20 protein-coding genes are annotated in these 22,686 nt (G+C 43.1%); 8 read left to right on the plus strand and 12 right to left on the minus strand.

From position 1 onward, the window contains the following. Positions 1–113 precede the first annotated feature (113 nt). Positions 114–578, minus strand: a complete 465-nt coding sequence (locus IUZ65_RS18100) for a heme-degrading domain-containing protein (protein ID WP_195705431.1) — start codon at positions 576–578, stop codon at positions 114–116. Between the two features lie 13 nt (positions 579–591). Continuing rightward, positions 592–3,096 (minus strand): phosphoenolpyruvate--protein phosphotransferase, encoded by a 2,505-nt coding sequence (gene ptsP, locus IUZ65_RS18105; protein WP_195705432.1) that lies wholly within the window; start codon positions 3,094–3,096, stop codon positions 592–594. 536 nt (positions 3,097–3,632) lie between these two features. Here ptsP and IUZ65_RS18110 point away from each other — a divergent pair. From IUZ65_RS18110 to IUZ65_RS18140, 7 genes are all read left to right on the plus strand, one after another. Then, complete coding sequence (locus IUZ65_RS18110) at positions 3,633–4,706, plus strand: PTS fructose transporter subunit EIIC (RefSeq protein ID WP_195705433.1); 1,074 nt, start codon at positions 3,633–3,635, stop codon at positions 4,704–4,706. 132 nt (positions 4,707–4,838) lie between these two features. Next, positions 4,839–5,156 (plus strand): PTS fructose-like transporter subunit IIB, encoded by a 318-nt coding sequence (locus IUZ65_RS18115; RefSeq protein WP_195705434.1) that lies wholly within the window; start codon positions 4,839–4,841, stop codon positions 5,154–5,156. Between the two features lie 116 nt (positions 5,157–5,272). Beyond that, the gene (locus IUZ65_RS18120) at positions 5,273–7,573 is read left to right on the plus strand and encodes a formate C-acetyltransferase (protein WP_195705435.1); all 2,301 of its coding nucleotides are present in this window, start codon (positions 5,273–5,275) and stop codon (positions 7,571–7,573) included. Next, entirely contained in the window at positions 7,563–8,435 is an 873-nt protein-coding gene (locus IUZ65_RS18125) for a [formate-C-acetyltransferase]-activating enzyme (protein WP_195705436.1), read from the plus strand. The genes IUZ65_RS18120 and IUZ65_RS18125 overlap by 11 nt, the downstream gene beginning before the upstream one ends. After that, entirely contained in the window at positions 8,435–9,298 is an 864-nt protein-coding gene (locus IUZ65_RS18130) for an SDR family oxidoreductase (RefSeq protein ID WP_229638237.1), read from the plus strand. The genes IUZ65_RS18125 and IUZ65_RS18130 overlap by 1 nt, the downstream gene beginning before the upstream one ends. Positions 9,299–9,328: 30 nt before the next feature. Further along, positions 9,329–10,006, plus strand: a complete 678-nt coding sequence (locus tag IUZ65_RS18135; RefSeq protein WP_195705437.1) for a fructose-6-phosphate aldolase — start codon at positions 9,329–9,331, stop codon at positions 10,004–10,006. A 95-nt stretch (positions 10,007–10,101) separates the two neighbouring features. Next, positions 10,102–10,437, plus strand: coding sequence for a fructose PTS transporter subunit IIB (locus IUZ65_RS18140; RefSeq protein WP_195705438.1), 336 nt, complete (start codon positions 10,102–10,104; stop codon positions 10,435–10,437). A 32-nt stretch (positions 10,438–10,469) separates the two neighbouring features. Here IUZ65_RS18140 and IUZ65_RS18145 read toward each other — a convergent pair whose 3' ends face one another. The 4 genes from IUZ65_RS18145 to IUZ65_RS18160 form a co-directional block, all read right to left on the minus strand. After that, positions 10,470–11,339, minus strand: a complete 870-nt coding sequence (locus tag IUZ65_RS18145) for a helix-turn-helix transcriptional regulator (RefSeq protein ID WP_195705439.1) — start codon at positions 11,337–11,339, stop codon at positions 10,470–10,472. A 182-nt stretch (positions 11,340–11,521) separates the two neighbouring features. Continuing rightward, on the minus strand, positions 11,522–12,286 hold the full coding sequence (locus tag IUZ65_RS18150) for a phytanoyl-CoA dioxygenase family protein (RefSeq protein WP_195705440.1): 765 nt from the start codon (positions 12,284–12,286) through the stop codon (positions 11,522–11,524). 221 nt (positions 12,287–12,507) lie between these two features. After that, on the minus strand, positions 12,508–13,677 hold the full coding sequence (locus IUZ65_RS18155) for an alpha/beta hydrolase (protein ID WP_195705441.1): 1,170 nt from the start codon (positions 13,675–13,677) through the stop codon (positions 12,508–12,510). Positions 13,678–13,724: 47 nt separating this feature from the next. Next, complete coding sequence (locus IUZ65_RS18160) at positions 13,725–13,925, minus strand: hypothetical protein (protein WP_195705442.1); 201 nt, start codon at positions 13,923–13,925, stop codon at positions 13,725–13,727. A gap of 182 nt (positions 13,926–14,107) precedes the next feature. Between IUZ65_RS18160 and IUZ65_RS18165 the strand changes: the two genes are divergently transcribed. Continuing rightward, the gene (locus IUZ65_RS18165) at positions 14,108–15,646 is read left to right on the plus strand and encodes a methyl-accepting chemotaxis protein (protein ID WP_195705443.1); all 1,539 of its coding nucleotides are present in this window, start codon (positions 14,108–14,110) and stop codon (positions 15,644–15,646) included. Between the two features lie 235 nt (positions 15,647–15,881). Here IUZ65_RS18165 and IUZ65_RS18170 read toward each other — a convergent pair whose 3' ends face one another. From IUZ65_RS18170 to IUZ65_RS18195, 6 genes are all read right to left on the minus strand, one after another. After that, positions 15,882–16,526 (minus strand): L-fuculose-phosphate aldolase, encoded by a 645-nt coding sequence (locus IUZ65_RS18170; RefSeq protein WP_195705444.1) that lies wholly within the window; start codon positions 16,524–16,526, stop codon positions 15,882–15,884. Between the two features lie 39 nt (positions 16,527–16,565). Next, the gene (mtnA, locus tag IUZ65_RS18175) at positions 16,566–17,672 is read right to left on the minus strand and encodes an S-methyl-5-thioribose-1-phosphate isomerase (RefSeq protein ID WP_195705445.1); all 1,107 of its coding nucleotides are present in this window, start codon (positions 17,670–17,672) and stop codon (positions 16,566–16,568) included. Positions 17,673–17,681: 9 nt separating this feature from the next. Further along, positions 17,682–18,947: an S-methyl-5-thioribose kinase gene (gene mtnK, locus IUZ65_RS18180; RefSeq protein ID WP_195705446.1), complete on the minus strand. Its 1,266-nt coding sequence runs from the start codon at positions 18,945–18,947 to the stop codon at positions 17,682–17,684. A 91-nt stretch (positions 18,948–19,038) separates the two neighbouring features. Further along, on the minus strand, positions 19,039–20,070 hold the full coding sequence (locus tag IUZ65_RS18185) for a substrate-binding domain-containing protein (RefSeq protein ID WP_195705447.1): 1,032 nt from the start codon (positions 20,068–20,070) through the stop codon (positions 19,039–19,041). A gap of 16 nt (positions 20,071–20,086) precedes the next feature. Beyond that, positions 20,087–21,070: an ABC transporter permease gene (locus tag IUZ65_RS18190; protein ID WP_195705448.1), complete on the minus strand. Its 984-nt coding sequence runs from the start codon at positions 21,068–21,070 to the stop codon at positions 20,087–20,089. Further along, positions 21,054–22,607, minus strand: coding sequence for a sugar ABC transporter ATP-binding protein (locus tag IUZ65_RS18195; RefSeq protein ID WP_195705449.1), 1,554 nt, complete (start codon positions 22,605–22,607; stop codon positions 21,054–21,056). The genes IUZ65_RS18190 and IUZ65_RS18195 overlap by 17 nt, the downstream gene beginning before the upstream one ends. Positions 22,608–22,686: the final 79 nt, after the last annotated feature.

Genomic DNA, 22,686 nt, shown 5'->3' on the forward strand with positions numbered 1-22,686 from the left:
GTTGATGACACACTTACTTAGCGTGGTATAGCGAATTATTTGGAAGGACATTTGACGTTAAAAAAGAAAAGATGCCTGACATCGGCACCTTTTCAGATAATGATATGGACGGATTATGGCTTAGATAAAAAAGTCGTTAAGGTATCTACGATTAATCGGTGATCCTCTTCCTGAGGAAGACCCGACACCGTAATCGTCCCAACTACGCCAACATTGCGAATGGTCAGAGGGAAGCTGCCACCAAAGGGAGCATACTCTTTACCATCGACGAGCGAGCTCTCTTCTATTGAAACACCTTTGTTCTTGTAATAGTTTCCTATATACCAAGAGCTATTTTGATAGCGATTAACCACATTTTTTTTACGCCTGATCCATTCAAGGTTATCAATCCGGGTTCCGGGCATGGCGAAACTAAAGATACAGAGGCCATTCATCGCAATATCAATAGCAACATTAACCTTTTTGTTCTCTGCGGCACTTTTTAGGGCACAGCCTAGCTCCCACGCTCTTTGATGAGAAAAATACGTAAACTGAAGGCGCTGTTCCTGTTCCAATATCTGTTCGAGCAATGATGACATTACGGTATCCTCTTTATAGTTCCAGTTCCATTTTCAGCATACTTTCTATCTCTTCGGTTGAACTTGCATTCATCAAGCTTTGACGGAATTCTTCATGCATAATTCGTCGGGCTAACTTTGAAAATATCTTCATGTGCTGATCACCCGCAGCGTGCTTGTTCAATGTCAGCATAATGACGAATTGAGCTTCTTCATCGCCCCATTGAATTGGTTTAGCGAGGCGAGAGACACTAATGGTCGATTGCTCTATATGTTCGCTTTTGGTATGCGGTATCGCAAACCCAAACCCCAACCCCGTGGAAAATACATCTTCACGAGCCCATAGATCATCCGCAAGTTTCGTTGGGTATCGACAACGGCCAGCCAAAAACAGGTTCTCAGAAAGTGTTTTTATCACCTCTTCTTTGGTACGTAAATCGTTATCCAGGGTTATACAGTCTTGTGAAATAAGTGGAGCATCAGACTGATGCATGCGGAACTGTGCTAACAGATGTTCTACCTCTAACGAAGTGCGACAGCTCATCGCCTTATTCAACAACTGACGACAGTCACGGCTATCCAAATTCGCAATACGCTCTTTGGTCGCAGGTATACTTGGTGCGCTCATACTTATTTCGTCTAAACCCAAACCAACAAGCAGAGGAAGAACGGAACCTTTTGCACCTAACTCACCACACAAACCTACCCACTTCCCATGGCGATGTACCTCACGTACAACATGGTCAAGCGTCCTTAAAAAGGCGGGGTTTAAACTATTGTAGTGTTTGGTTACTTTAGCATTGTCTCGGTCTACTGCCATCAAATACTGAGTTAAGTCATTACTCCCAATACTGAAGAAATCTATCTCTTCACAGCACTGATCAATAATGAAGGCAATAGACGGGACCTCCATCATAATGCCCAATGGGATTTTTTCATCGAATGGAATTTGTTCGGCTCGTAGCTCCTTGCGCACCTCAGCCAGAATGTCTTTTACCCACAAGATCTCATCCAACGAAGAGATCATTGGAATCATAATCTTCAAAGAACCATGAGCTGACGCACGAAGAATGCTGCGTAACTGACCTTTAAACAGTTCCAAAAATTCTTCATAGATACGCACAGCACGATAACCAAGAAACGGATTGTTCTCAGAAGGAATATTCAAATAATCAACCGGCTTATCACCACCAATATCAATGGTGCGCACGATAATAGATTTACCTTGGGCGGTCTCTAACGCCTGACAAAATATATTGTATAGTTCATCTTCATCTGGTGCAGACGACCTATCCATATATAACATCTCAGTGCGAAACAACCCTACTGCTTCCGCGCCATTATTAAATGCCGCTTGAGCTTCAACAGAGTGCGCAATATTCGCTGCTATTTCTAGTGGCTTACCATCCACCGTCTGCCCCTTTTGATCTCGATACTGACTCTGGCGTTTTTCAATGATGTCGACAACTCGCTGCTCTTGCTTGTAGTAACGTCGAAGCGTTTCATCAAGTTCTGTCGCAACTAGGCCAAGGGTACCATCCACCAAAACCTCATTATCAAGAATCGTTGTCAAGGATCTTTCGTCAATACCAACCAACGTTGGAATCGCAAATGAACGCGCTAGGATAACGGTATGAGAAGTACTGCCGCCATGGGTTAAAATAAGGCCTTTTAATAGATCTTTATCAAGCTCTAAGAACTGGCTAGGGGTTAAATCATCCGCGATACAAATCGTCGGTTCGCTTAATTTAAGTGTATTGCAGAAACGCTCTTCACCATAAATAGACTGCAGCAATTGAAAGCATACGTCGCGTATGTCTAGCTCACGTTCACGCATATAATTAGACGCCGACTTTTGTAGTTGCTCTCCAAAGTGCTTGGCAGTCGCAATGACCGAATCGGCACAGCTTCGACCTTGTACTAAATTGTTCTCTAGCGTCGATTTGAACTCGGCATCCTTTATTATTGAAAGGTGTGCATTGACGACTTCTCCTTCTGTATGACTGGCCGTTTTCAACTGAAGTTCGAATGCTTTCATAAGCTGCTTTAAACCCTGCAATAGCGCTTCTTGCTCAAGTTCAATATCACGGCTCTCGGGCAAGTCTGTTAGCGTGTCAAAATTTATAGCACCAATACGGATCAGTTTACCGATACCAAACCCGGCACTTACCGCATTGCCTCGAGAAACCTGAGCATTAAGGGCGGTAAAGCTTCGCGGTAATGCAAGGAAATCACCAACCTGTTGCTCCACGACTTCGAGAGAAGAGTCACAATGTGCAAACTCAGTATTGATAAAACGACTAATTCTCTCCAATGCCTGTTCTTCATCTTCACCCTCAATAGTTATCTGGCAGTGGTCACCCAATAATGTATCTGTACCAATAAGAGAAAGGACACTTTTTGCATTTGCAGAAATACCGGTACGTTCATTTTGCCACTGAATGACCGCTCTGAATTCGTTACATAATGCTTCAACATGGCTAGCGGGTCGTGCGTGAACACCATTTGGTAATTCACAAGAGAAAGATAAAGTTTTCATGAAATTCTGGCCTCAGAATTGATTGTCTTACAAACCTCAATACGTATAACAAGAGCGTAAGTAGAATAGGTTGATATGCTTTCGTTACACAATATAACGTCATCAAATACACCTCTATTGGACATACCTTCGTTTTACTGGATATTTGTTAGATATCCGCTCGAATGTGAACAAGCTCAAATATCCTACCCATTGTGAGATACAGATCTCACCGCTTACAAAGCAAAAACAAGTTTTATTAGATTAAATTACATGTAAACAAATGGATAGGTTAAATTTTATGCCAATAAAATCACGTCAGTCCATTTTGAGTCATAGATCACCTTCCTGAACATAACTAACAAAAATCCAGTAAATAGATGATTTATCCTCTAACTGCATAGCACATTTACTCACTATATTATGAGCACAACCTTGATGGTCAATTCCAAATATATGGTTGGAAAAATTACAGACGCTGCGCAGCGAGTAAACGTGAACAAATTGAAACTAACTATTCTTTTAATTAAAAACTTTGTGCTCTAAGGAACAGTGTTATGAACGACATCATTTCCATACTCAAAAACACCCGGTCACACTTGATGACTGGTGTATCACATATGATACCATTTGTTGTTGCTGGTGGTATTTTACTCGCCGCTTCCGTCATGCTTAATGGCGAAGGTGCCGTACCTGTAGAAGGTACCTGGTTGCATGACCTCTTCTTTATCGGTGTTGCCGGATTCCAACTCATGGTGCCAATACTAGCGGCCTATATCGGTTACTCGATAGCAGACCGTTCGGCTCTTGCCCCATCAGCTATTGCGGCCTTTATTGGCGCTAACATGTATAACACGGGCTTCTTTGGTGCCATTTTCGCTGGCCTACTAGGTGGTATTGTTGTTCACTACCTGAAAAAAATAAAGGTCCCTTCGTTCGCTCGCTCCATCATGCCTATTTTTGTTATTCCTATTGTGGGTACCTTTATTACAGCAGGTGCCATTGTTTGGGGTATCGGTGAACCAATTGGCGCCGCAACGGCTGGACTCACCGCATTCTTAAAAAGCATGCAAGACTCAAGCATAGTGGTGTTAGCCATTATTATGGGACTAATGATCGCCTTTGATATGGGCGGGCCAGTAAACAAGGTCGCTTATGCCTTCGTTATTCTGTGCGTCGGTGAAGGTATCTATAACGTGGCGGGGATCTCTGCTGTCGCGGTTGCGACACCATCTGTCGGTATGGGCCTCGCAACATTCCTAAACCGAAAGCTCTACGAAACGGACGAACGAGAAGCAGGTCGTGCATCTCTCTTAATGGGTACCATGGGTATAACTGAAGGTGCTATTCCGTTTGCAGCTTCCGACCCACTACGCGTGATTCCGTCCATTATGATAGGTACCGCTTGTGGTGCGGTAACGGCCGCCTTACTTGGTGTGAAATGCTTTGCAGCATGGGGTGGATTAATTGTTCTACCGGTCGTTGAAGGGCGCTTTGGTTTTATCATTGCTTTGGCCGTCGGCTCACTGATTACCGCACTTTTAGTCAACTTCTTGAAAGCTCGACGTAAAATAGGTACGCCGAAAGACAATGCCTCTGACGATATCAACCTTGATATTAGCATTGGATAACCAAACACATTCTTTGGGTGGGTTATCAGCCCTTACGATTGATAACCCACTCACGATTCGAAATACAACGATGCACTTTATACTCTACCACCCTTTATTTGGGTAAAAAGTCTTACATCACAGGATATTATTATGACTCACTTAGTAGCAGTAACCGCATGCCCATCTGGCGTTGCACACACTTACATGGCAGCAGAAGCCATCGAATCAGCGGCAAAAGCAAAAGGCTGGACCTGTCATGTAGAAACACAGGGGTCTATTGGCATTGAAAATGCACTCACAGCCGAACAAGTCGCACAGGCAGATGTTGTTATTTTAACTAAAGATATCGATATCAAAAATCAAGAGCGATTTGAAGGCAAGTTGGTGGTACGTATTGGCGTAAGTGATGCTGTTAAACGGGCTGGCGCGGTTATCGACAAAATCGAAGCCCATTTAACAACAGCGTAGCAAGCCTTTGCTTGTCTTTTCTACCCGCAAAGGCAAGCAAACATAAAAAATCTAAGTCGAGAAAACGCAAACCTCGCCCAATAAATAAACCTTAATTAGCCACTACGGAGCTTGCCATGAGCACTGTCAGAATCGAAAACCTCAAATCGACACTTTTTACAGCAAAGAGAGAGATCTCGCTAGAACGTGCTCTGTTGTATACAGAAAGTCATAAGCTTACAGAAGGCGAACATACGCTACTTCGACGCGCCAAAGCGACCGCTCATATCTTGGACAATGTCACCATTTCCATTCGAGATGATGAACTCGTCGCAGGTAACCGTACTATCAAACCTCGATCCGGCATCGTCTCACCAGAGATGGACCCGTATTGGATTGAGAAAGAGCTAGATATTTTCGAAAGCCGTCCACAAGATAAGTTCTATATCAGTGAAAGCGATAAAAGCATTTATAAAGAGGAACTTCTCCCTTATTGGTCAGAACGCTCCATGAAGGACTTTATCAACAGTCAAATACCAGAAAAGATCAAAGATGCGGTAGGGAAAAAAATATTTAGCGTCAATCAGACGGACAAAGGCCAGGGTCATATCATTATCGACTACGAGCGTTTATTGAATAATGGTCTTGGTAAACTCCTTGATGAACTTGAATCTATCGACGCGGCTCAACCTGACAATCCTTTTTATCAATCTGTTGTCATCCTTCTTCAGGCATCAATCCGCCATATTCGTCGATACGAAAAAATGGCACTGGAGATGACAGTAACCTGCCATGACTCTGTAAGGAAAAAAGAGCTACGTTCAATTGCTGCTATATCGGGTAAAGTCGCGACGGGTAAACCTGAAACCTTCGCCGAAGCGTGCCAGCTATTTTGGTACATGAATATTATTTTGCAGTACGAATCAAACGCAAGTTCACTTTCATTAGGCCGCTTTGACCAATATATGCTGCCCTTTTATCGGCACTCCATTGAGCAAGGTGAAGACCCAGCATATTTGAAAGAGTACTTAGAAAGTCTCTGGATAAAGACCAATGACATAGTGCTACTTCGTTCTTCTAGTAGTGCAAAGTTTTTTGCCGGTTTTCCGACAGGTTACACAATATTGTTAGGAGGGTTAACCGAAACAGGACGAAGCGCAGTTAACGAGCTTTCTACGCTCTGTTTAGATGCCTATCAAAGCGTACAGTTACCACAACCTAATCTTGGCGTTCGCGTGAATGAGTTGATGGACCGGGAGTTCATGCACAAAACAGCGGAGACCATTCGCCTAGGTACTGGTATTCCACAGATATTTAACGATGAAGTGGTTATTCCTGCTTTTCTAAACCGAGGTGTATCCCTCGAAGATGCTCGTGACTATTCTGTTGTGGGTTGCGTAGAACTTTCGATACCGGGTAAAACCTATGGCTTACACGATATCGCGATGTTCAACCTACTTAAGGTAATGGAGCTCGTCCTAAAACGTAATCAATTCGATGAGAATGTGAGCTATGAAGGCGTCGTTGATCAGATTCGTAACGACATGCGTCACTATATTAAACTGATGGTAGAAGGTTCGAACATTTGTGATATTGGCCATAGAGATTGGGCCCCAGTCCCGTTGTTATCCTCTTTTATCAGCGATTGTGTCGAGTCAGGTAAAGACGTTACTTATGGCGGGGGGCGCTATAATTTTTCCGGAGTTCAAGGTATTGGCATTGCAAATTTATCCGATTCCCTGCACGCACTTAAACGTTTCGTGTTTGAAGAAAAACGCCTGCCTTTTTCTGATTTTATTACAATCCTCGATAACAATTTCGACGTAGAAAACGGTAAGATGATTCGTGCTCGACTAACGAACAAATATGAAAAATATGGTAACGATATCGATGAAGTGGATGTTATCGGTGCTGAGTTACTGCGGATTTTCTGTAAGGAAGTAGAACAATATGACAATCCACGTGGCGGCTATTTTACACCGGGATCGTATACGGTGTCCGCACATGTTCCTTTAGGGGCAGTGGTAGGTGCAACGCCAGATGGGCGACTTTCTGGCGAACAGTTAGCCGATGGCGGCCTTTCACCTATGCTTGGTAAGGATCATCAAGGGCCAACCGCCGTGCTTAAATCGGTATCAAAACTCGATAACTACTTGCTCTCTAACGGCAGTTTACTGAATGTTAAATTTACTCCGTCAACTCTAGATGGCGTAAACGGCCTATCCAAATTGGGTGACTTTTTGCGTGCTTTTATGAAACTAAAGCTGCAACACATTCAATTTAACGTGCTCAATGCAGAAACATTGCGTAAAGCGCAAGAAAAACCAGAAGATTATGCAGGGTTAGTCGTACGTGTTGCAGGTTATAGTGCCTTCTTCGTTGAGTTGTCGAAAGAGATCCAAGACGACATTATTCAAAGAACGTCCCATGAGTTGTAATTCAAGCATCAAGGCTGAGCAACCAGTAGAAAACGTAATACCTGTTGGGCATATCTTCAACATTCAACGTTATTCACTGAACGATGGCGAAGGTATCCGCACGGTCGTATTTTTTAAAGGCTGCCCTCTTCACTGCCCATGGTGCGCCAACCCTGAATCACGCTCTCACCAGCCACAGAAGATTCGCCGTGAAGCAAAATGTATTCACTGTGATTCCTGCTCTATGGATGTCGATGAATGTCCTAGTGGTGCAGTTGAATTGGTTGGGCATGATATGAGCTTGGACGAGTTACTGAAAGAGATAGCTAAAGACGAGGTGTTCTACCGCTCTTCTGGTGGTGGAATTACCCTATCTGGAGGGGAAATACTTTCTCAGGCACCTTTTGTTATCCAGCTACTTAGAAGACTGCGTGAATTGGGTTACCGCACCGCAATAGAAACCTCAGGTCAGGGCAGTAATGCTCAGTTACAAAGGATAGGTAAACTGTGTGACGAAGTGTTGTTTGATTTCAAAATTATGGATCAAAAACTCGCGAAACAGGTGACTGGCATTAATCTCGAAAAGGTATTACAGGGGTTCACTCAATTGGTACAAAGTGGAGTAAAGGTTATCCCACGCTTACCACTTATTCCAGGATACACACTCAGTATTATTAATGTGGATAAGGTGCTTCGCTTTATCCAGCCATTTGGACTAAAAGAGATCCACCTATTGCCGTTCCATCAATATGGCGCGAGTAAATACCAAACCCTACATATGGAGTACGCCCTTGAAAAGGTGCCGGTTCCTTCCACAGACGAAATCGCTTCTATACGCAGACACGTAGAGGCCCATGGTTACAGCGTTACTATTGGAGGTTAATGATGAAAAAAAGAATTCTTATCACAGGTGCAAACGGCTTCTTTGGCACTCAATTCATAAATAAATATCAGCATAGATTCGATATTATCGCGACAGATGTTGAGCGACTTGATATCACCAACGCGACACAGGTGAACAAGATTTTTTCAGACGAAAAGCCGGATTATGTTATCCATGCGGCCGCCATTGCTGTAACGGATTTTTGCAACAAACACCCGGAGGTGGCGTATCAAGTAAATGTTCAAGGTGCAATTAATGTAGCAAAAGCCTGTAAAGAAACGGGTGCCAAACTTGTGTTTATAAGTACTGAACAGGTATTTAATGGCAACCGAGAATCCGGACCGTACAGAGAAACCGACATACCAAATCCAGATACAGTTTACGGTCAGAATAAACTTGAAGCGGAAGCAGAACTCAAAAAGGTCTTAGATACGATGTGGATTCTTCGCTTCACGTGGATGTTTGGATTACCGGAACGAAATACCAGCATCAACCCGAATGTATTATGGAACACGCTACAAGCCCTAATCAATGGGGAAAAAATGGCTGAACGCCGCAATGAGTTCCGTGGGCTTACCTATATCCACGAACTAATCGAACAGTTTGAAAAGATATTCGATATTCCATACGGCACTTATCATACCGGCGCTCACAATCCGAACAGCCGTTATGACATTGCCGAACACATACTAACGGAGATGGGACAATCGCCTCGTATCAATGAGTTATTGGAAGCCGAGGACGCACCAAAAACTCGCGATGTGCGTTTAGATACAACCAAGTTGGCAGCCCAAGGCATCGCATTCACCGAGAGTAAAGCCGCGATTACTCAATGCTTAAAAGAGTTCGGTTTCAAAAAATAAAATCTATAAAATTCAAATGGAGATATCAACATGATTTACTTTTTAGATACAGCCAACCTTGATGACATCAAACGTGCGGTTGATCTCTACCCTCTTGCGGGAGTAACAACAAACCCAACGATTATTTCTAAAGAAAATAAGCCGTTGAAAGAAATTATTCTTAGCATTCGAGAAATCATAGGGTCAGAACGATTGCTGCACGTACAGGTAATGGGAAAAACGGCAGAAATAATGTTGCAAGAAGCCGAAGCACTACGTGCATTTGACTCAGGTTTGTACATCAAAGTACCCGTGACACCTCAAGGTATCAAAGCTATAAAGCTGATGTCAGAGAAAGCAATTCCGGTTACCGCCACGGCTATTCTAACGCCTCAACAGGCGTTGATGGCCGCCGTTGCAGGGGCGGCATTTTTAGCCCCTTACGTCAACCGATTAGACAACATTTGTACTGACGGTGTTCAAGTCGTGGCGGAAATAGCGCAGCTGCTTAAAACCCATAATTTAAGCGCGAAAGTATTGGCAGCTTCATTTAAAAACGTTCAACAAGTACATGGTGTCGCGAAAGTTGGCGGGCAATCAGCAACAATCGCACCGGATGTTTTTGACCTGCTTCTCAACCATCCACTGACAGATTCTGGCGTTGCAGGGTTCACTGCAGACTGGGAGTCCGTGTACGGTGAAGGCAAGACGGTACTGGATGTGCTTTAATCCACAATGGCACATACAAAATCTTACTAAATAAATCAGAACACTAAAAATAGAGGTATACTTGGAGGTATATCTCTATTTTTTTACGGATGAAAATGAATATAGTTGCGGTTACAGCTTGCATCAGTGGTGTCGCCCACACCTACATGGCGGCAGAGTTAATAGAAAAATACTGCCAGAAAAATGGCATCAAAATAGTGGTAGAAACACAAGGTGCATTGGGTACAGAGAACCTTCTATCTGTAAACGCTATTCATGCTGCAGACGTAGCATTGATTATTGCCGATATTAATATAGAGGGGGACGACCGCTTCAAACATACTCGCCAGATCCGTAGCAATATATCAACGTTTCTACGTAGTCCAGACCGTGTTTTTAGCCTGTTAAATAAGGCGTATAACTCACCACCAGATACCGTTATTACACTTTAATGATGAATAGCGTTTCAACCGTAAATAGAGCGCTAGTTATGGCTACGATATTGAGTCCTGTAATCAGACGGTGAGCGAGCCGTTTGATTTCGAAATACCCGACAGAAATAATTGCTGTCCGTAAACCCACAACGATGTGCCACCTCTTTTACTTTCATATCGTACTCTTTCAGAAGAAACTTTGCCCTCTCCAAACGAATATAGTTGAGATGTTCATTGAACTTAATTTTGCCTTCTTTTTGAAAAAGCTGAGAAAGGTAATTAGGGGATATATAGAACTGTTCCGCTACCGAATCGCGAGTGAGCGGTTCTTGATACTTTTGTTCAACATAATCTCGTACCGCCTCAAATAATGCCTTGCTTCGTGAGAGGGTTTCAGGAGGATTAACCTTGAGATCGTTGATATGGCTAAGTAATGACGCAACCAATAATTTTGTCGTATGTTTGTCTTCCGTGTGTCGACGCAGCTCTTCCAGTGACTGCAATATAAAGGTGCCGGTTCTTGGTCCTCGTCGTTGAACGTTGTCCTTAAACACGGTATGAAAACTTTCACCATCCCACCGCAACACACTTATTCCAAAGTTTTGCTTACCTACCAACACATTCAACATCGTCACGGGTTCAAGCCAATGGGGTTTATTCCAACAATCGCAAGGAATATACAACACATCCCCATCCACCAATGTATGTTTCGTTTCTAAACCAGTGTCATTCCCCATTTCCATTACAATCGAGCCTTTAACCACCATTTCCAAGCGCTGAAAATGTACCTGATAGGCCAATTCTGGTGGCTCGGGCAGGTTACTGGCAAAAAATACCTTACCAATATCCGTAGGTGAATTAGAATAATTTGACAATAATTTGTCTAGAAACTGTGTTGGAAGTAGAAGGTCTGGATTCATTTTAAATTTATGGATAAACCACTCAAAAGGACGGATTTTAGTTTACAGGAATTGTGTAGATTTCACTGCGTCAGGGAGCATAAAAAGTAATAAAGTTAGAGCCTATATTAAAACAGGTCTGAAATGAGAGAGGGTAAACACTCTGCATCTCTGACCTGTATCGATTAACAGACTAGACACGACTATACCTCTAGTAGCCATTTTTGGGCCGTCGTTAAGCGGCTTGATGTCGCGGGCGTTAACCATTTCTTTTGATCCTGTTGTGCGACATCTTTTCTATCAATATAAAGTCCATGCAATACTCTTCTGCGACTTCCTAGCACGTTGGTGGTTCCGCCATGCCATGTGTGCGCATTAAATATCATGACACTTCCCGCAGGGCATTCAAGAATCACTTCGTCAGGATGCGCACCATTCACATCTTCAAGCACCTCGTCCGGGAGGTCAGGTCGAAGGTGCGTGCCAGGAATGATGCGAGGCGCACCATTTCCCTTACTCAGGTCATCGAGCGCCCAAATTGAGTTAACAAGATGCACATTAGGAAAGTCTGGTCTTGGCTTTTTCCAATCAGCGTGGAGAGGTTGATGACCACCGTCAGCATGAGCTTCACGCGCATTCAAACTCGATATTTTGAACGCACCCGAAAATATATGTTTGCACGCTGACAACACAAGAGGATGTGTCCAGACCTTATCCCAAACCGTTCCTTTATTAATAAGATTGGCAATTCGGGTTACCGTTTCTTCTTGATGATGCTCAATGGCAAGTTGGTCACCCTCTTTTTCGACCAATGCGTCAAAGGTTCTACGCATCTCATCTAACCAGATTTCATCGATAACATTATGGATAACCGTAAAGCCATAGAGATCAAGTTCCTCAATCATCTTGGAGTTCAATACCGTACTTGCACCAAGTGCGTCGAGATAAGATTCTGCCGTATTATTCATAATGTACCTGTAGAGTTTTTTATCATTGATTTATAAGACTGAACTCGCGACAAAAAAAAGCTATCGCGTAATAACAAAGTACTCAAACGGCAGCGATAAAGAAGCAGGCATATTGTTCGATTTACTGGATATTTGTTTAGTTGTAAAGAAAATGTGAAGTAACAGTTCACGTTTCTGCAATGAGACACTGGCTCGTAATCTCATTGTGTCGAATTATCAAACTACAAGCTTTCAGACATGACCTGATCGATGATTTGCATGGTTTGATTAAAATAGGGGTTGTATGTCAGCCTTGCGTATACCCTACCTTCCTGTCGATAACCCCATGCAGAAAACCAAACATTTTCCCCATTTAAACAGGATGCTTCTCCTTCTTCCGTTTGACCATTGCTACAGATACGCTTGTCTCCCTTGATTCCATAGTCTGGATTCTCTGGGGAAAAAAGCAGCCCCATATGCGAACCATTTGAGATCTGAGCGTTATCTAATTTCATCGTCAGTTGGATCGCACGGCTGTCTTTTAGTGCTGTCTCCCCTTGCCAAATCAAACGATTATTCGGGTTGACCATTTTATTGGCAAACGTTGCTTGTACATACTGAGTATCGATGACGCTGTCGCCTTCACTCATAATGATAAATACTGGTTTAGTATAAGCGGTGTCTTCTAAGTCATGTCGGACTGCTGTTGACGTCTGATAATACACCGCAGCACCATTCATCGGTACAGAGTTGTATCGCAGATAATTATCCTCAGGATCTTGGTCAGCCCAAGTGATGAAGTGACTCGCAAACTCCGCGTATTTAACAACGGACGACTTAGGTTGGAATGCAGGAGAAAAAAGCAGTAGCCCTTTTATCGACGGGTCACTCATCGCTTCTGACGTAACTAAATTCGCGCCAGTGGAATACCCGCCAAGCCAAACTGAATCATATTCCTGTTTAAGTAAGCCTATATGATGATCGACCACGCCCTGCCAATCGGACAAACTGGGCAGAATCAAGTCCCCCACTTTACTTCCATGCCCGGGTAATAACACGGTCCGCACAACATAGCCTCGTTGTGCCAGATGCTTCGCTACATCGATAAATGAATAAGGTGAATCACCAAGGCCATGTACCAATAAAACCGCCTGACCATTTGGGATTTTTGGCTTAATTTCATAGGGTGCATTGGCCGCAACTTCTTTGTCTTTATCATCGGTGACGAACACTCGGTTGTCTTTAAGCCATGATTCCGTCTCTTCAATATACTGGTCAAAGTTCGATTGAGAATAGCTAGGCAAAGACTCAGAGGTACTATAGCTTGGGTCAATAGGCGGGTTGGTACACCCCAATATAATGACTGAAACTGCCACACATAAAATGAAAGTGAAGTGAGAGATTTTAGGCATTTATTATCTTTTCCACACATTGTTTAGCCAATGTCTTAGATGGTCGTTTACTTGGACTGTTTCTCTTCATATTCGCCTTCTATAATCCTTTCTGACGTCGGTTTGAAACCTTGATTTTTCATTTTTTTTTCAATTTTCTTACCTGTAATCAACCCCGCTATGGTTAACGGGACAACAAGGATTAAGCTACTGAGTAGAGCAATAAAGCCAGCCATTAAAACTAATACGGTTACCACTACTTTTTTCATATTTACCTCTCTTATCGTGTTTGTCAATATAGCTTACAAAAGATGAATGCAACATGAATGAGGTGTTTACCTTTCTGTCTTCGTATTTAGCAAATAGGCGTAATGTTGTCTATGTTTACTGTAGATGTAACTTCAGTTGCATTAAAACTAAAATTATAAATATAACGTCAGGCTTAAACATCATGAATAAAACAGAAAAAAATAGAATAGAAGAAGAAATAGAAATCTCCGAAAACGAAGAATTAGTCTCAACCACTGATAAAGAAGGCGTCATCACATATGCAAATAATAATTTTTGTAGAGTATCCGGATATGACATAAGTGAGCTTCTGAAGAAAAATCACAATATGATACGCCACCCCGACATGCCCAAAGCGGCGTTTAAGGACCTATGGGAGCACCTAAAGAACGGACAACCATGGCGAGGGGCCGTAAAAAACATATGTAAAGATGGACGATATTACTGGGTTGATGCTTTTGTCACGCCTATTTTTGAAGAGAATCAACTTGTTGGGTACCAGTCGGTTCGTCGAAAGCTTTCACCTGAAGTAAAGCGTCGTGCAATAAAGCTATATGCCATTGCGGATAAGGGTAAACATCTTACATCCAATATCCGTTTTACTACCAGACAAAGGATAATCTCGCTATTTTTTGTCACGTTGGGTGCGGTTATTACCGGGTTTTATGTCAACCCTCTGGCTACGTTAATCATACCATTTGCGACCATAACGGTGCTTTACCATGAGCTATTTGTTCGTCAGAAGTTCTACGATGAGCTGAAACGCGACTATGACAGTATCTCCCGTCTCGTCTTCTGCGATGACCAATCCAACTACGCAGAATACCATCTCAAAATGCAGCAGGGTCGAGTTCAAACGATCATAGGTCGAACGCAGGACAGCAGCAGCAGTTTACTAAAACAGGTACATTCCTTGGAAAACGCCTCTGAAAGTACGCATATCAATATCGAAAAAGAGACACTTGAAATAGAGAATGTTGCTTCCGCCGTTGAACAGATGGTCGCGACGATAGAAGAAGTTGCTCGCAATAGTGCCACCACATTGGATCAGGTCCTTTCAGCAAACAACACCTGCCAAGAAGCGGACACGTGGAGCAAAAGAACTCAAAATCAGGTATCTGCGCTCGTCGACGAGGTAGAAACGTCATTCAAGTCTGCCGAAAATCTGTCCAAGAAACTGACCAGTATTGCCGCCATCATGTCAGAGATTCAGAGCATCGCTGAGCAAACGAATCTACTTGCACTGAATGCGGCAATAGAATCTGCTCGTGCCGGACAATATGGACGGGGATTTGCTGTCGTGGCCGACGAAGTAAGAACACTAAGCCAACGCACTCAAAAAGCGACTGAAAATATTCAAGACTCAATGGGGAGCGTGATGAGTTCGGTTGCCGAACTTTCTGAAACCATGAAACAAGGTCAAAGTGTCGCTCAGGTTTGCATCGAATACACGTCCAATACACAAAGCAAAATTGGCGTACTATCGAATGTAATGCAGCATATAGAAGATGCGGCAACCCAGATATCCACGGCCACCGAACAGCAATCTGTCGTCGCAAATGATATAAGCCAAAACGTCGCGGCTATCCGAGATTCTTCACAGTGCAACTTAAAAGAGGTGAACGAAGTCGCAGGGCTTACTCGTAATATTAAAGGTAAAGCACAACAACTTGCATCGTTAGGGTTATCTTTTCAAAAATAGCCTCTCAGTGTAATCGGTTTACAAGTCAGATCTGAGTGGCGACCAATGCGGTTATTCTAGACATTGGACTCAAGAACGATTTGTTCTTAATGAAGGTACTGTCAACTTATGTGATTGTTGTTAAGTTGTCAGTACCTTAAATGAAATTTATTATTCCGTAAAAACCTTTTTGTCGTTGATGTAATGTGTCAATAAGAGAGTCAATGTTATAGATCAACTATCTCTAGTATTTATTTTATGCACTCTTCAAACCATATGTTTTAAATTTATCTAACACTATTCTCATTTCTTCAGTTGATAATTCGGGGACATCTGACTGAATAGAAAGAATGTGCAGATACAGCTTCGCTAGTACCTCGACTTCATTTGCCAACCACAACGCTTTTTCTAAATTAACTTCCATGGTTAACATGCCGTGGTGCTGCATCAAAAACGCTTTACTCTCTTGGATTCCTAAGGCCACGTTATCGGCTAACTCTTGAGTACCGAAGGTTGAATACGGTATGCACGGAACATGATCTGTCCCTGTCACAGCGACCATGTAATGTATTGCTGGTATAGCACGGTTTAATATCGAAACCGCCGTCGCATTAACCGCGTGATTATGCACCACGGCATTCAACTCGGGTTTGGCTTTAAAACAAGAAAGATGAAAGTGCCATTCACTCGACGGCACCTTATCAACTTCCGCTTTACCGTCATTGTCAACATACACAATCATGCTAGGCGTTAGCTTGTTATATGGGATACCACTTGGTGTAATTAACATGCCATTTTTATAACGGACACTGACATTTCCTGATGTACCCTGGTTCAAACCCAGTGCCGTCATTTCTAAACACGTATCTATAATTTGTTGTGATAGCGTTTCACGGTTCATAACACTTCCTTAAAAGGGGCGGGATCGCCCCAAGAAAAACTAGACATAAGTAGGTTGTTTAAGGTCAGAAAATAGTTCTGAGAGTGCCTCCTCGCTTGCTACACAAACACCACGCTCGGTAATTAAACCCGTTACGTAACGTGCTGGTGTTACATCAAACGCATAATTCCCACATTGCGTTCCCTTAGGCGCCGTATTAACCCAGCGACACTGACCGTCTGCATCTACGCCATATACATGAGATTGTTCTTCTCCTGAACGCTGTTCAATCGGAATTTCATTGACGCCATCAAACACGGTAAAATCGATGGTTGGTGAAGGTAAAGCGACATAAAACGGCACATCATTATCATACGCAGCAAGCGCTTTTAAATAGGTACCAATTTTATTACACACATCACCATTTGCTGTCGTACGATCTGTACCGACAATGCACAAATCCACTTCTCCATGCTGCATCAAATGACCACCAGCGTTATCGGCAATCAACGTATGGGGGACACCATGTGAGCCCAACTCGAAGGCCGTGAGTAGACCTTGATTTCGGGGACGTGTTTCGTCGACCCAAACATGAATATTGATCCCCGCTTCATGTGCTTTATAAATAGGTGAAATGGCGGTTCCCCAGTCAACCGTCGCTAACCATCCTGCATTGCAATGCGTCAAGACATTAACGACCGACCCAGCGGGTTTATTCGCGGCAATTTTTTTAATGATCGCCAAGCCGTGCTCACCAATTTGTTCACACAATTGAACGTCTTCATCTGCAATTTCTGCCGCGAGTTTATAGGCGGCTTGCTCACGCTCGGTCGGCGCAATTTTGGAAAGATGTCTGTTAACCCTGTCCAGCGCCCATTTTAAGTTGATCGCCGTGGGCCGAGTGTCAATGAGCACATCATAACAGGCAGTTAAGTTCTCATCACTTGGGTCTTCCTTCATTCCCAGAGCCATACCATATGCTGCTACAGCACCAATAAGCGGCGCACCACGGACCCACATTTCTCTAATTGCCGTGGCAGCAAGCTTCATCGACGTTAATTGAATGGTTTCTAATTCAAATGGAAGTTTAGTTTGATCGAGTATTTCAACTGTTCGACCATCTTCTGCCATCCAGACAGTTCGATAATGTTGACCATTAATCTTCATAGTGACCTCTTAACACTGTTCTGCGTAGGATTTAATAGATGCAAAATTTTGATAATTTTTCGCATTTAACATGAGTTCTCTCGCGAGCTTCAACGCCTTACGTTCACAGCAAGCTCGTTGCTCAGGATCAGGCAACTCTTTAAAGTCCGCCACACCAGCAAAGCCAATGATACGGCGGTTTATTTCCATACCTGCGTTCACGATGGTGTCTTCAAGCAGAGTGGCCAAAAACTCGTTTTGGGCCGAGTCCAAAGCCTGTTGCCCTAAGCCGCTTTGGTATAGCTCTACTGGGTACGCTTCACCTTCTATTTTCTTATTCCACAACTGCTTAAAGTGAGCAACAAAGACGTCCCACGTTATATCCATTTGTTGGATTAACCATTGCTGATATTCTTCACATTTTACTGGGTTGGATTCCCAACCCGGCCTTGCAAAATACGCCATGAATAGGTTGCCCATATAGTTACCAATATCAAAGGCCATCGGTCCCATAAAGCCAAACTCAGGGTCAATCACTTTCACGTCTGTATCTGTAACCATAATTGAACCAGAATGAAGGTCGCCATGCAGCAAGGCTTGAGATTCAGTCATGAATTTATATTTATAACGCATAGCAACCTGGATCATCTCTTGGTCCTGCCAAACTCGCTTAACATCTTCATCAAGTTGTGGTGAGGTCCAGTTGTTACGTTCTGCGTCATAATAAGGTTCGGTGAAGATCAGATCTTCCGTGATTTTACACAGCTCATGGTTTAACGAAAATTGAGATACTAACTCTTTTTTATTCTTCGCATTCATCCCTAAATCAGAAGTGTAAAACAGTGTTTTAGCCAAAAATAAACCCACATTTTCAGCGAGGCTTGGGAAACGTTTTCCAGCGATGAGTTCCTTTCTTAATATGACGTGCGGTGTGAGGTATTCCATCGCGAACACGGCCATATTAGGGTCATAAAAATAGACTTCTGGGACAAGATCATGGCTCGCAAACCGAGCTTCAATTTCAAGTACGTTATATTCAAAGAATGCCCGAGTTAAAGATAACTGCCAACTTTCTCCCGCCGCGCGTACGTATGGCAATGCTTGTTTTACAATAATTGATTGCTCTAGCCCTTCAACAATAAAGACGAGGTTAAGGTTACCGTCACCCACTTCTTTAACTGTCCATTCGTTTGGTAGACCACCTAACTGAATAGTTTCAGGCAGTTTTTTTTCTAAATAGAACGGTAATGACTCACAATTTTGCGGTACATACCCTTCTGGTACGATATTCGACATAGCGACCATCCTTTAAAATTGTTGGTCTCAAAGTGGTGAATATCTCACCACTTATCAACCGTTTTTATAACGCGTTAGCTTGTTGCATTGATTAGTTTGGCATTGGCATCCAATCTGGAACCAGCACAGTAGACTTCGAGAATGATGGGATCTTGCTAACTAGGTCATCCATATTTTTGATATTTTGTTCATTCAACATCTTTTGAGTGATTAATACTGGCGGTACAGTAACCTGCTTTTCTACCGATTCGCCCTTCATTAACATGGCTAAGGCACGTACGCTTACTTCACCCATTATCGATGGATTCGTCGCGACAGTGGCTACCCATGCGCTGTCTTTTTCTCTCATCGCTTGAATATCTGAGTTAGAAATATCAGCGCTGTAGATTTTGATCTTGTCTGACAGACCGCCTTCATCAACCGCTATTTTTATCCCTTTTGCAAATTCATCATAAGGTGAGAAAGCAACCGTGATATCTGGATTGGCTCTAAAAACCGCCGCTGCTTGGTCAGCAACTTGGTTAGGGATAGGGTTGTTCATCGTACCAAAACGAGCAACTTCAACGATGTTTGGATACTTATCTTTAAACTCTGTAAATACCTCATCTCTGCGGTCAAGTGGTGGAATACCAGGAACATATACGTACGCGGCTTTCCAATCTTGTCCGTTGTCTTGCACCGCTTGCTCTAATGAAAGACGAGCAATTAGATGGTCATCCTGATTGATTTGAGGAATCTCTGGGTTGTTTACATTGACATCAAATGCCACAACCTTAATGCCATTTTGTACGGCTAAATCGGCAAGATCTTTTATTGAATCAGTAAAACCATGTTGTAAAACAATACCGTCGTAACCCTTCATGATGGCCTGTTCTAATTGGTTACGCTGTAAAGCCGCGTCCTGTCTAGCATCATAAACATCAACCTTAAGACCTAATGCCTGCGCTTGACGTTTTACGCCTTTTAAATAAAGTTCTGGAAAATCACCTTGAGACAAGTAACGAACATGAGCAATCTTCATCTCTTTTCCTTCAAAAGGAGATGTTGGTTCTGCATTAACAGCCGTGGTACCCAATGCCCCCATAATAGAGACAGCCAAAGCAATTTTTTGTAGGGTTTTCATTATAATTTCCTTATTTTTATGCACGTTTGTTGGATAGGCCAAAGGTAAACATTAATGCTGCTACCAAAACTAAGCCTTTTATAAAGTCTTGTGTGTAATAGGGAGTATTCATCATGGTTAAGCCATTAAGCAGTACACCAACGAAAAGCGCACCAATAGCTGAGCCCTGCGCATTAGGTCTTGCAGCTCCTAACACTGCAAAGCCGATAAGCGCACCAGCAACGCCATCCATTAACAGCGAATTTCCGGAACTGACATCACCACGCCCAATACGAGCCGCTAATAAAATGCCACCAATGGAAGCGAAAACACCGGATATAACGTAAGCAACATAGCGATAGAGCTTTACTCGTGCTCCAGCTAGTTTTGCTGCTTGTTCATTAGAGCCAATGGCATACATCACACGGCCATGGCGCGTTCTTTCTAAAAAGAGATAGGTGATGACGGCCAGTATCAACATAATGATGACAGGGACAGGAATAATATCGAAAATTCTCGCTCGACCTAGGAACAAGAAACTTTCAGAAAAAGCACCTGTCGCCGTTTCGCCATCACCCAGGCTCATGCCCGCAGAAATAGACCGTCCTTGGGTAGGGATAAGTTGCAACCCAAGTAACAAAAACATCATGCCTAACGTTGTGAGTAGGTCCGGAACCTTCATCTGTACCGTCATAAACCCATTAATTAAACCAACCACGACGCCCACGCCAATGGCCGCAAGTATCGCCATTGTGGTTCCACCATCAAATACCACCATGACATAGCTCGCGGTCATCATCGAGAAGGCCGCCGTTGAACCAATGGAGAGGTCAAAACCATCAACTGCCAACGTTGCGGTAACACCCAGCGCAAGAATCGCTACGATGGATACCGATTGCAGGATGATCATCATATTAATGGTGCTGAGAAATGCAGGTTCTGCCAGTGTGAAAATAACGAGCATTAGAGCAAGTAAAATCAAAAGACCATATTTAATCGCGAATTCACGCATATCTTTCATTGGTCATGTCCTCTGTTGAGTGTGGGGATTCATCATACGGTTCAGGCGCAGCGGCGATCTGGTTGATGAGGCTTGGCATGTGGATCTCATGAATAAGATGTTCACCAACCATATTGTTGTGGTTAAATACAATTATTCGGTCCGCGATTTCTAGTGCTTCTTCGACATCGGTACATACAGCAATTGTGGTTCGGTCTTTCGCAGTAGAGCGCAAGAGTTGGCCGATTTGGCGTCGAGAAGAAATGTCGACCCCTTGAAAAGGTTCATTCAGTAAAAGTACTTTGCAGTCATTCAACATCCATCGAGCGACCATTGCCTTCTGTTGGTTTCCGCCTGACAGCGTCAATATCAACTCTTCTTGATCAGTGTATTTTACTTTGGTCGTTTCTATCGCTTTACTTACCTGTTGCTTTTCAGCTTTTCGGCTTATAAAACCGAATTTGGAGAACGATTTTAGAAATGGCAAACTCACATTCTGTTCGATAGAAAAATCAGGAACGAGCGCGTTGTTCCCCCTATCCTCTTGCACCATGTAAACCCCATTATCAATAGCATGATGTGGACTGACAGGTGACCATGGTTTCTCTTCTAACTTCAGTTGGCCGCTGACAAACGAATTCATTCCGAAAACACCTTCAACGACAGATGCACAGCCAGAAGAAAGCAACCCTGTCAGTACGACAATTTCACCTGTTTTAAAATGCAGGTTAAAAGGAAGCGATTTTGCGTCGAGCTGAACCCCTTCAAGGCCGAGCATCACTTTGTCACCTGCTACGTAGGAATGGCGTACCTTTCCAACGGCATGACCAAGCATAGAATCCACAGCACCGTCATAATCAAGTGGTGGTTCAAACCAACCAACAATTTTTCCTTCCCGCAAGGCGGCAATTTGGTCGGCAAGCAATCGGATATCAGACATTCTATGTGAGATATACACAATCGCGACGCCTTGCTCTCGCATTGTTTTGACCGCTTCAAATAGTTTGACGGCCTCTGTCTCTGACAGACTCGATGTTGGCTCATCCAAGATCAGTAATTTGGGTTTATCGGAAATAGCTCGCGCAATCGCAACAAGCTGTCGGTCTGCCTGAGATAACTCTGAAACCTGCGTATCGAGAGCAACATCTAACCCGATCTTCTCTGCTAATGGTTTAGCCTGTTTATGAAGCTCTTTTTTAGAGATGAATGTTGAAAATCGTCCGTCGCAAAGTTTGTCTAAAAGTAAGTTTTCCGCTATAGAAAGATCTTGAACAACACCGTCATTGATAATTTGATGGACCGTAATAATGCCAGCATCTCTCGCACTTTGAGGGTTACTGATATCAACGGTTTCACCATTAATGATTACCGTCCCTTCGTCCGCGTGATAAACGCCACTTAAGATCTTAACCAACGTAGACTTTCCGGCACCGTTCGCGCCCAACAACGCCAGTATTTTTCCACCGTCTATATTAAAGCTCACATCATGTAAGACGGTATTACTACCAAACTTCTTTTTAATCGCTCTAATTTCAATTGCATTGACTACATTTGACATGGAGCACTCCATTTATCCGTGAATGGATTTAACAAAAGTAATCCTAACGCATCAATTGTAAAGTAAACTGTGACAAGAC

The sequence above is a fragment of the Vibrio sp. VB16 genome (assembly GCF_015594925.2).
Taxonomy (GTDB): Bacteria; Pseudomonadota; Gammaproteobacteria; order Enterobacterales; family Vibrionaceae; genus Vibrio.

Coding starts and splice junctions, on each gene's coding strand:
- IUZ65_RS18100 (WP_195705431.1), bottom strand. CDS start 578: ATGTCATCATTGCTCGAACAGATATTGGAACAGGAACAGCGCCTTCAG.
- ptsP (WP_195705432.1), bottom strand. CDS start 3,096: ATGAAAACTTTATCTTTCTCTTGTGAATTACCAAATGGTGTTCACGCA.
- IUZ65_RS18110 (WP_195705433.1), top strand. CDS start 3,633: ATGAACGACATCATTTCCATACTCAAAAACACCCGGTCACACTTGATG.
- IUZ65_RS18115 (WP_195705434.1), top strand. CDS start 4,839: ATGACTCACTTAGTAGCAGTAACCGCATGCCCATCTGGCGTTGCACAC.
- IUZ65_RS18120 (WP_195705435.1), top strand. CDS start 5,273: ATGAGCACTGTCAGAATCGAAAACCTCAAATCGACACTTTTTACAGCA.
- IUZ65_RS18125 (WP_195705436.1), top strand. CDS start 7,563: ATGAGTTGTAATTCAAGCATCAAGGCTGAGCAACCAGTAGAAAACGTA.
- IUZ65_RS18130 (WP_229638237.1), top strand. CDS start 8,435: ATGATGAAAAAAAGAATTCTTATCACAGGTGCAAACGGCTTCTTTGGC.
- IUZ65_RS18135 (WP_195705437.1), top strand. CDS start 9,329: ATGATTTACTTTTTAGATACAGCCAACCTTGATGACATCAAACGTGCG.
- IUZ65_RS18140 (WP_195705438.1), top strand. CDS start 10,102: ATGAATATAGTTGCGGTTACAGCTTGCATCAGTGGTGTCGCCCACACC.
- IUZ65_RS18145 (WP_195705439.1), bottom strand. CDS start 11,339: ATGAATCCAGACCTTCTACTTCCAACACAGTTTCTAGACAAATTATTG.
- IUZ65_RS18150 (WP_195705440.1), bottom strand. CDS start 12,286: ATGAATAATACGGCAGAATCTTATCTCGACGCACTTGGTGCAAGTACG.
- IUZ65_RS18155 (WP_195705441.1), bottom strand. CDS start 13,677: ATGCCTAAAATCTCTCACTTCACTTTCATTTTATGTGTGGCAGTTTCA.
- IUZ65_RS18160 (WP_195705442.1), bottom strand. CDS start 13,925: ATGAAAAAAGTAGTGGTAACCGTATTAGTTTTAATGGCTGGCTTTATT.
- IUZ65_RS18165 (WP_195705443.1), top strand. CDS start 14,108: ATGAATAAAACAGAAAAAAATAGAATAGAAGAAGAAATAGAAATCTCC.
- IUZ65_RS18170 (WP_195705444.1), bottom strand. CDS start 16,526: ATGAACCGTGAAACGCTATCACAACAAATTATAGATACGTGTTTAGAA.
- mtnA (WP_195705445.1), bottom strand. CDS start 17,672: ATGAAGATTAATGGTCAACATTATCGAACTGTCTGGATGGCAGAAGAT.
- mtnK (WP_195705446.1), bottom strand. CDS start 18,947: ATGTCGAATATCGTACCAGAAGGGTATGTACCGCAAAATTGTGAGTCA.
- IUZ65_RS18185 (WP_195705447.1), bottom strand. CDS start 20,070: ATGAAAACCCTACAAAAAATTGCTTTGGCTGTCTCTATTATGGGGGCA.
- IUZ65_RS18190 (WP_195705448.1), bottom strand. CDS start 21,070: ATGAAAGATATGCGTGAATTCGCGATTAAATATGGTCTTTTGATTTTA.
- IUZ65_RS18195 (WP_195705449.1), bottom strand. CDS start 22,607: ATGTCAAATGTAGTCAATGCAATTGAAATTAGAGCGATTAAAAAGAAG.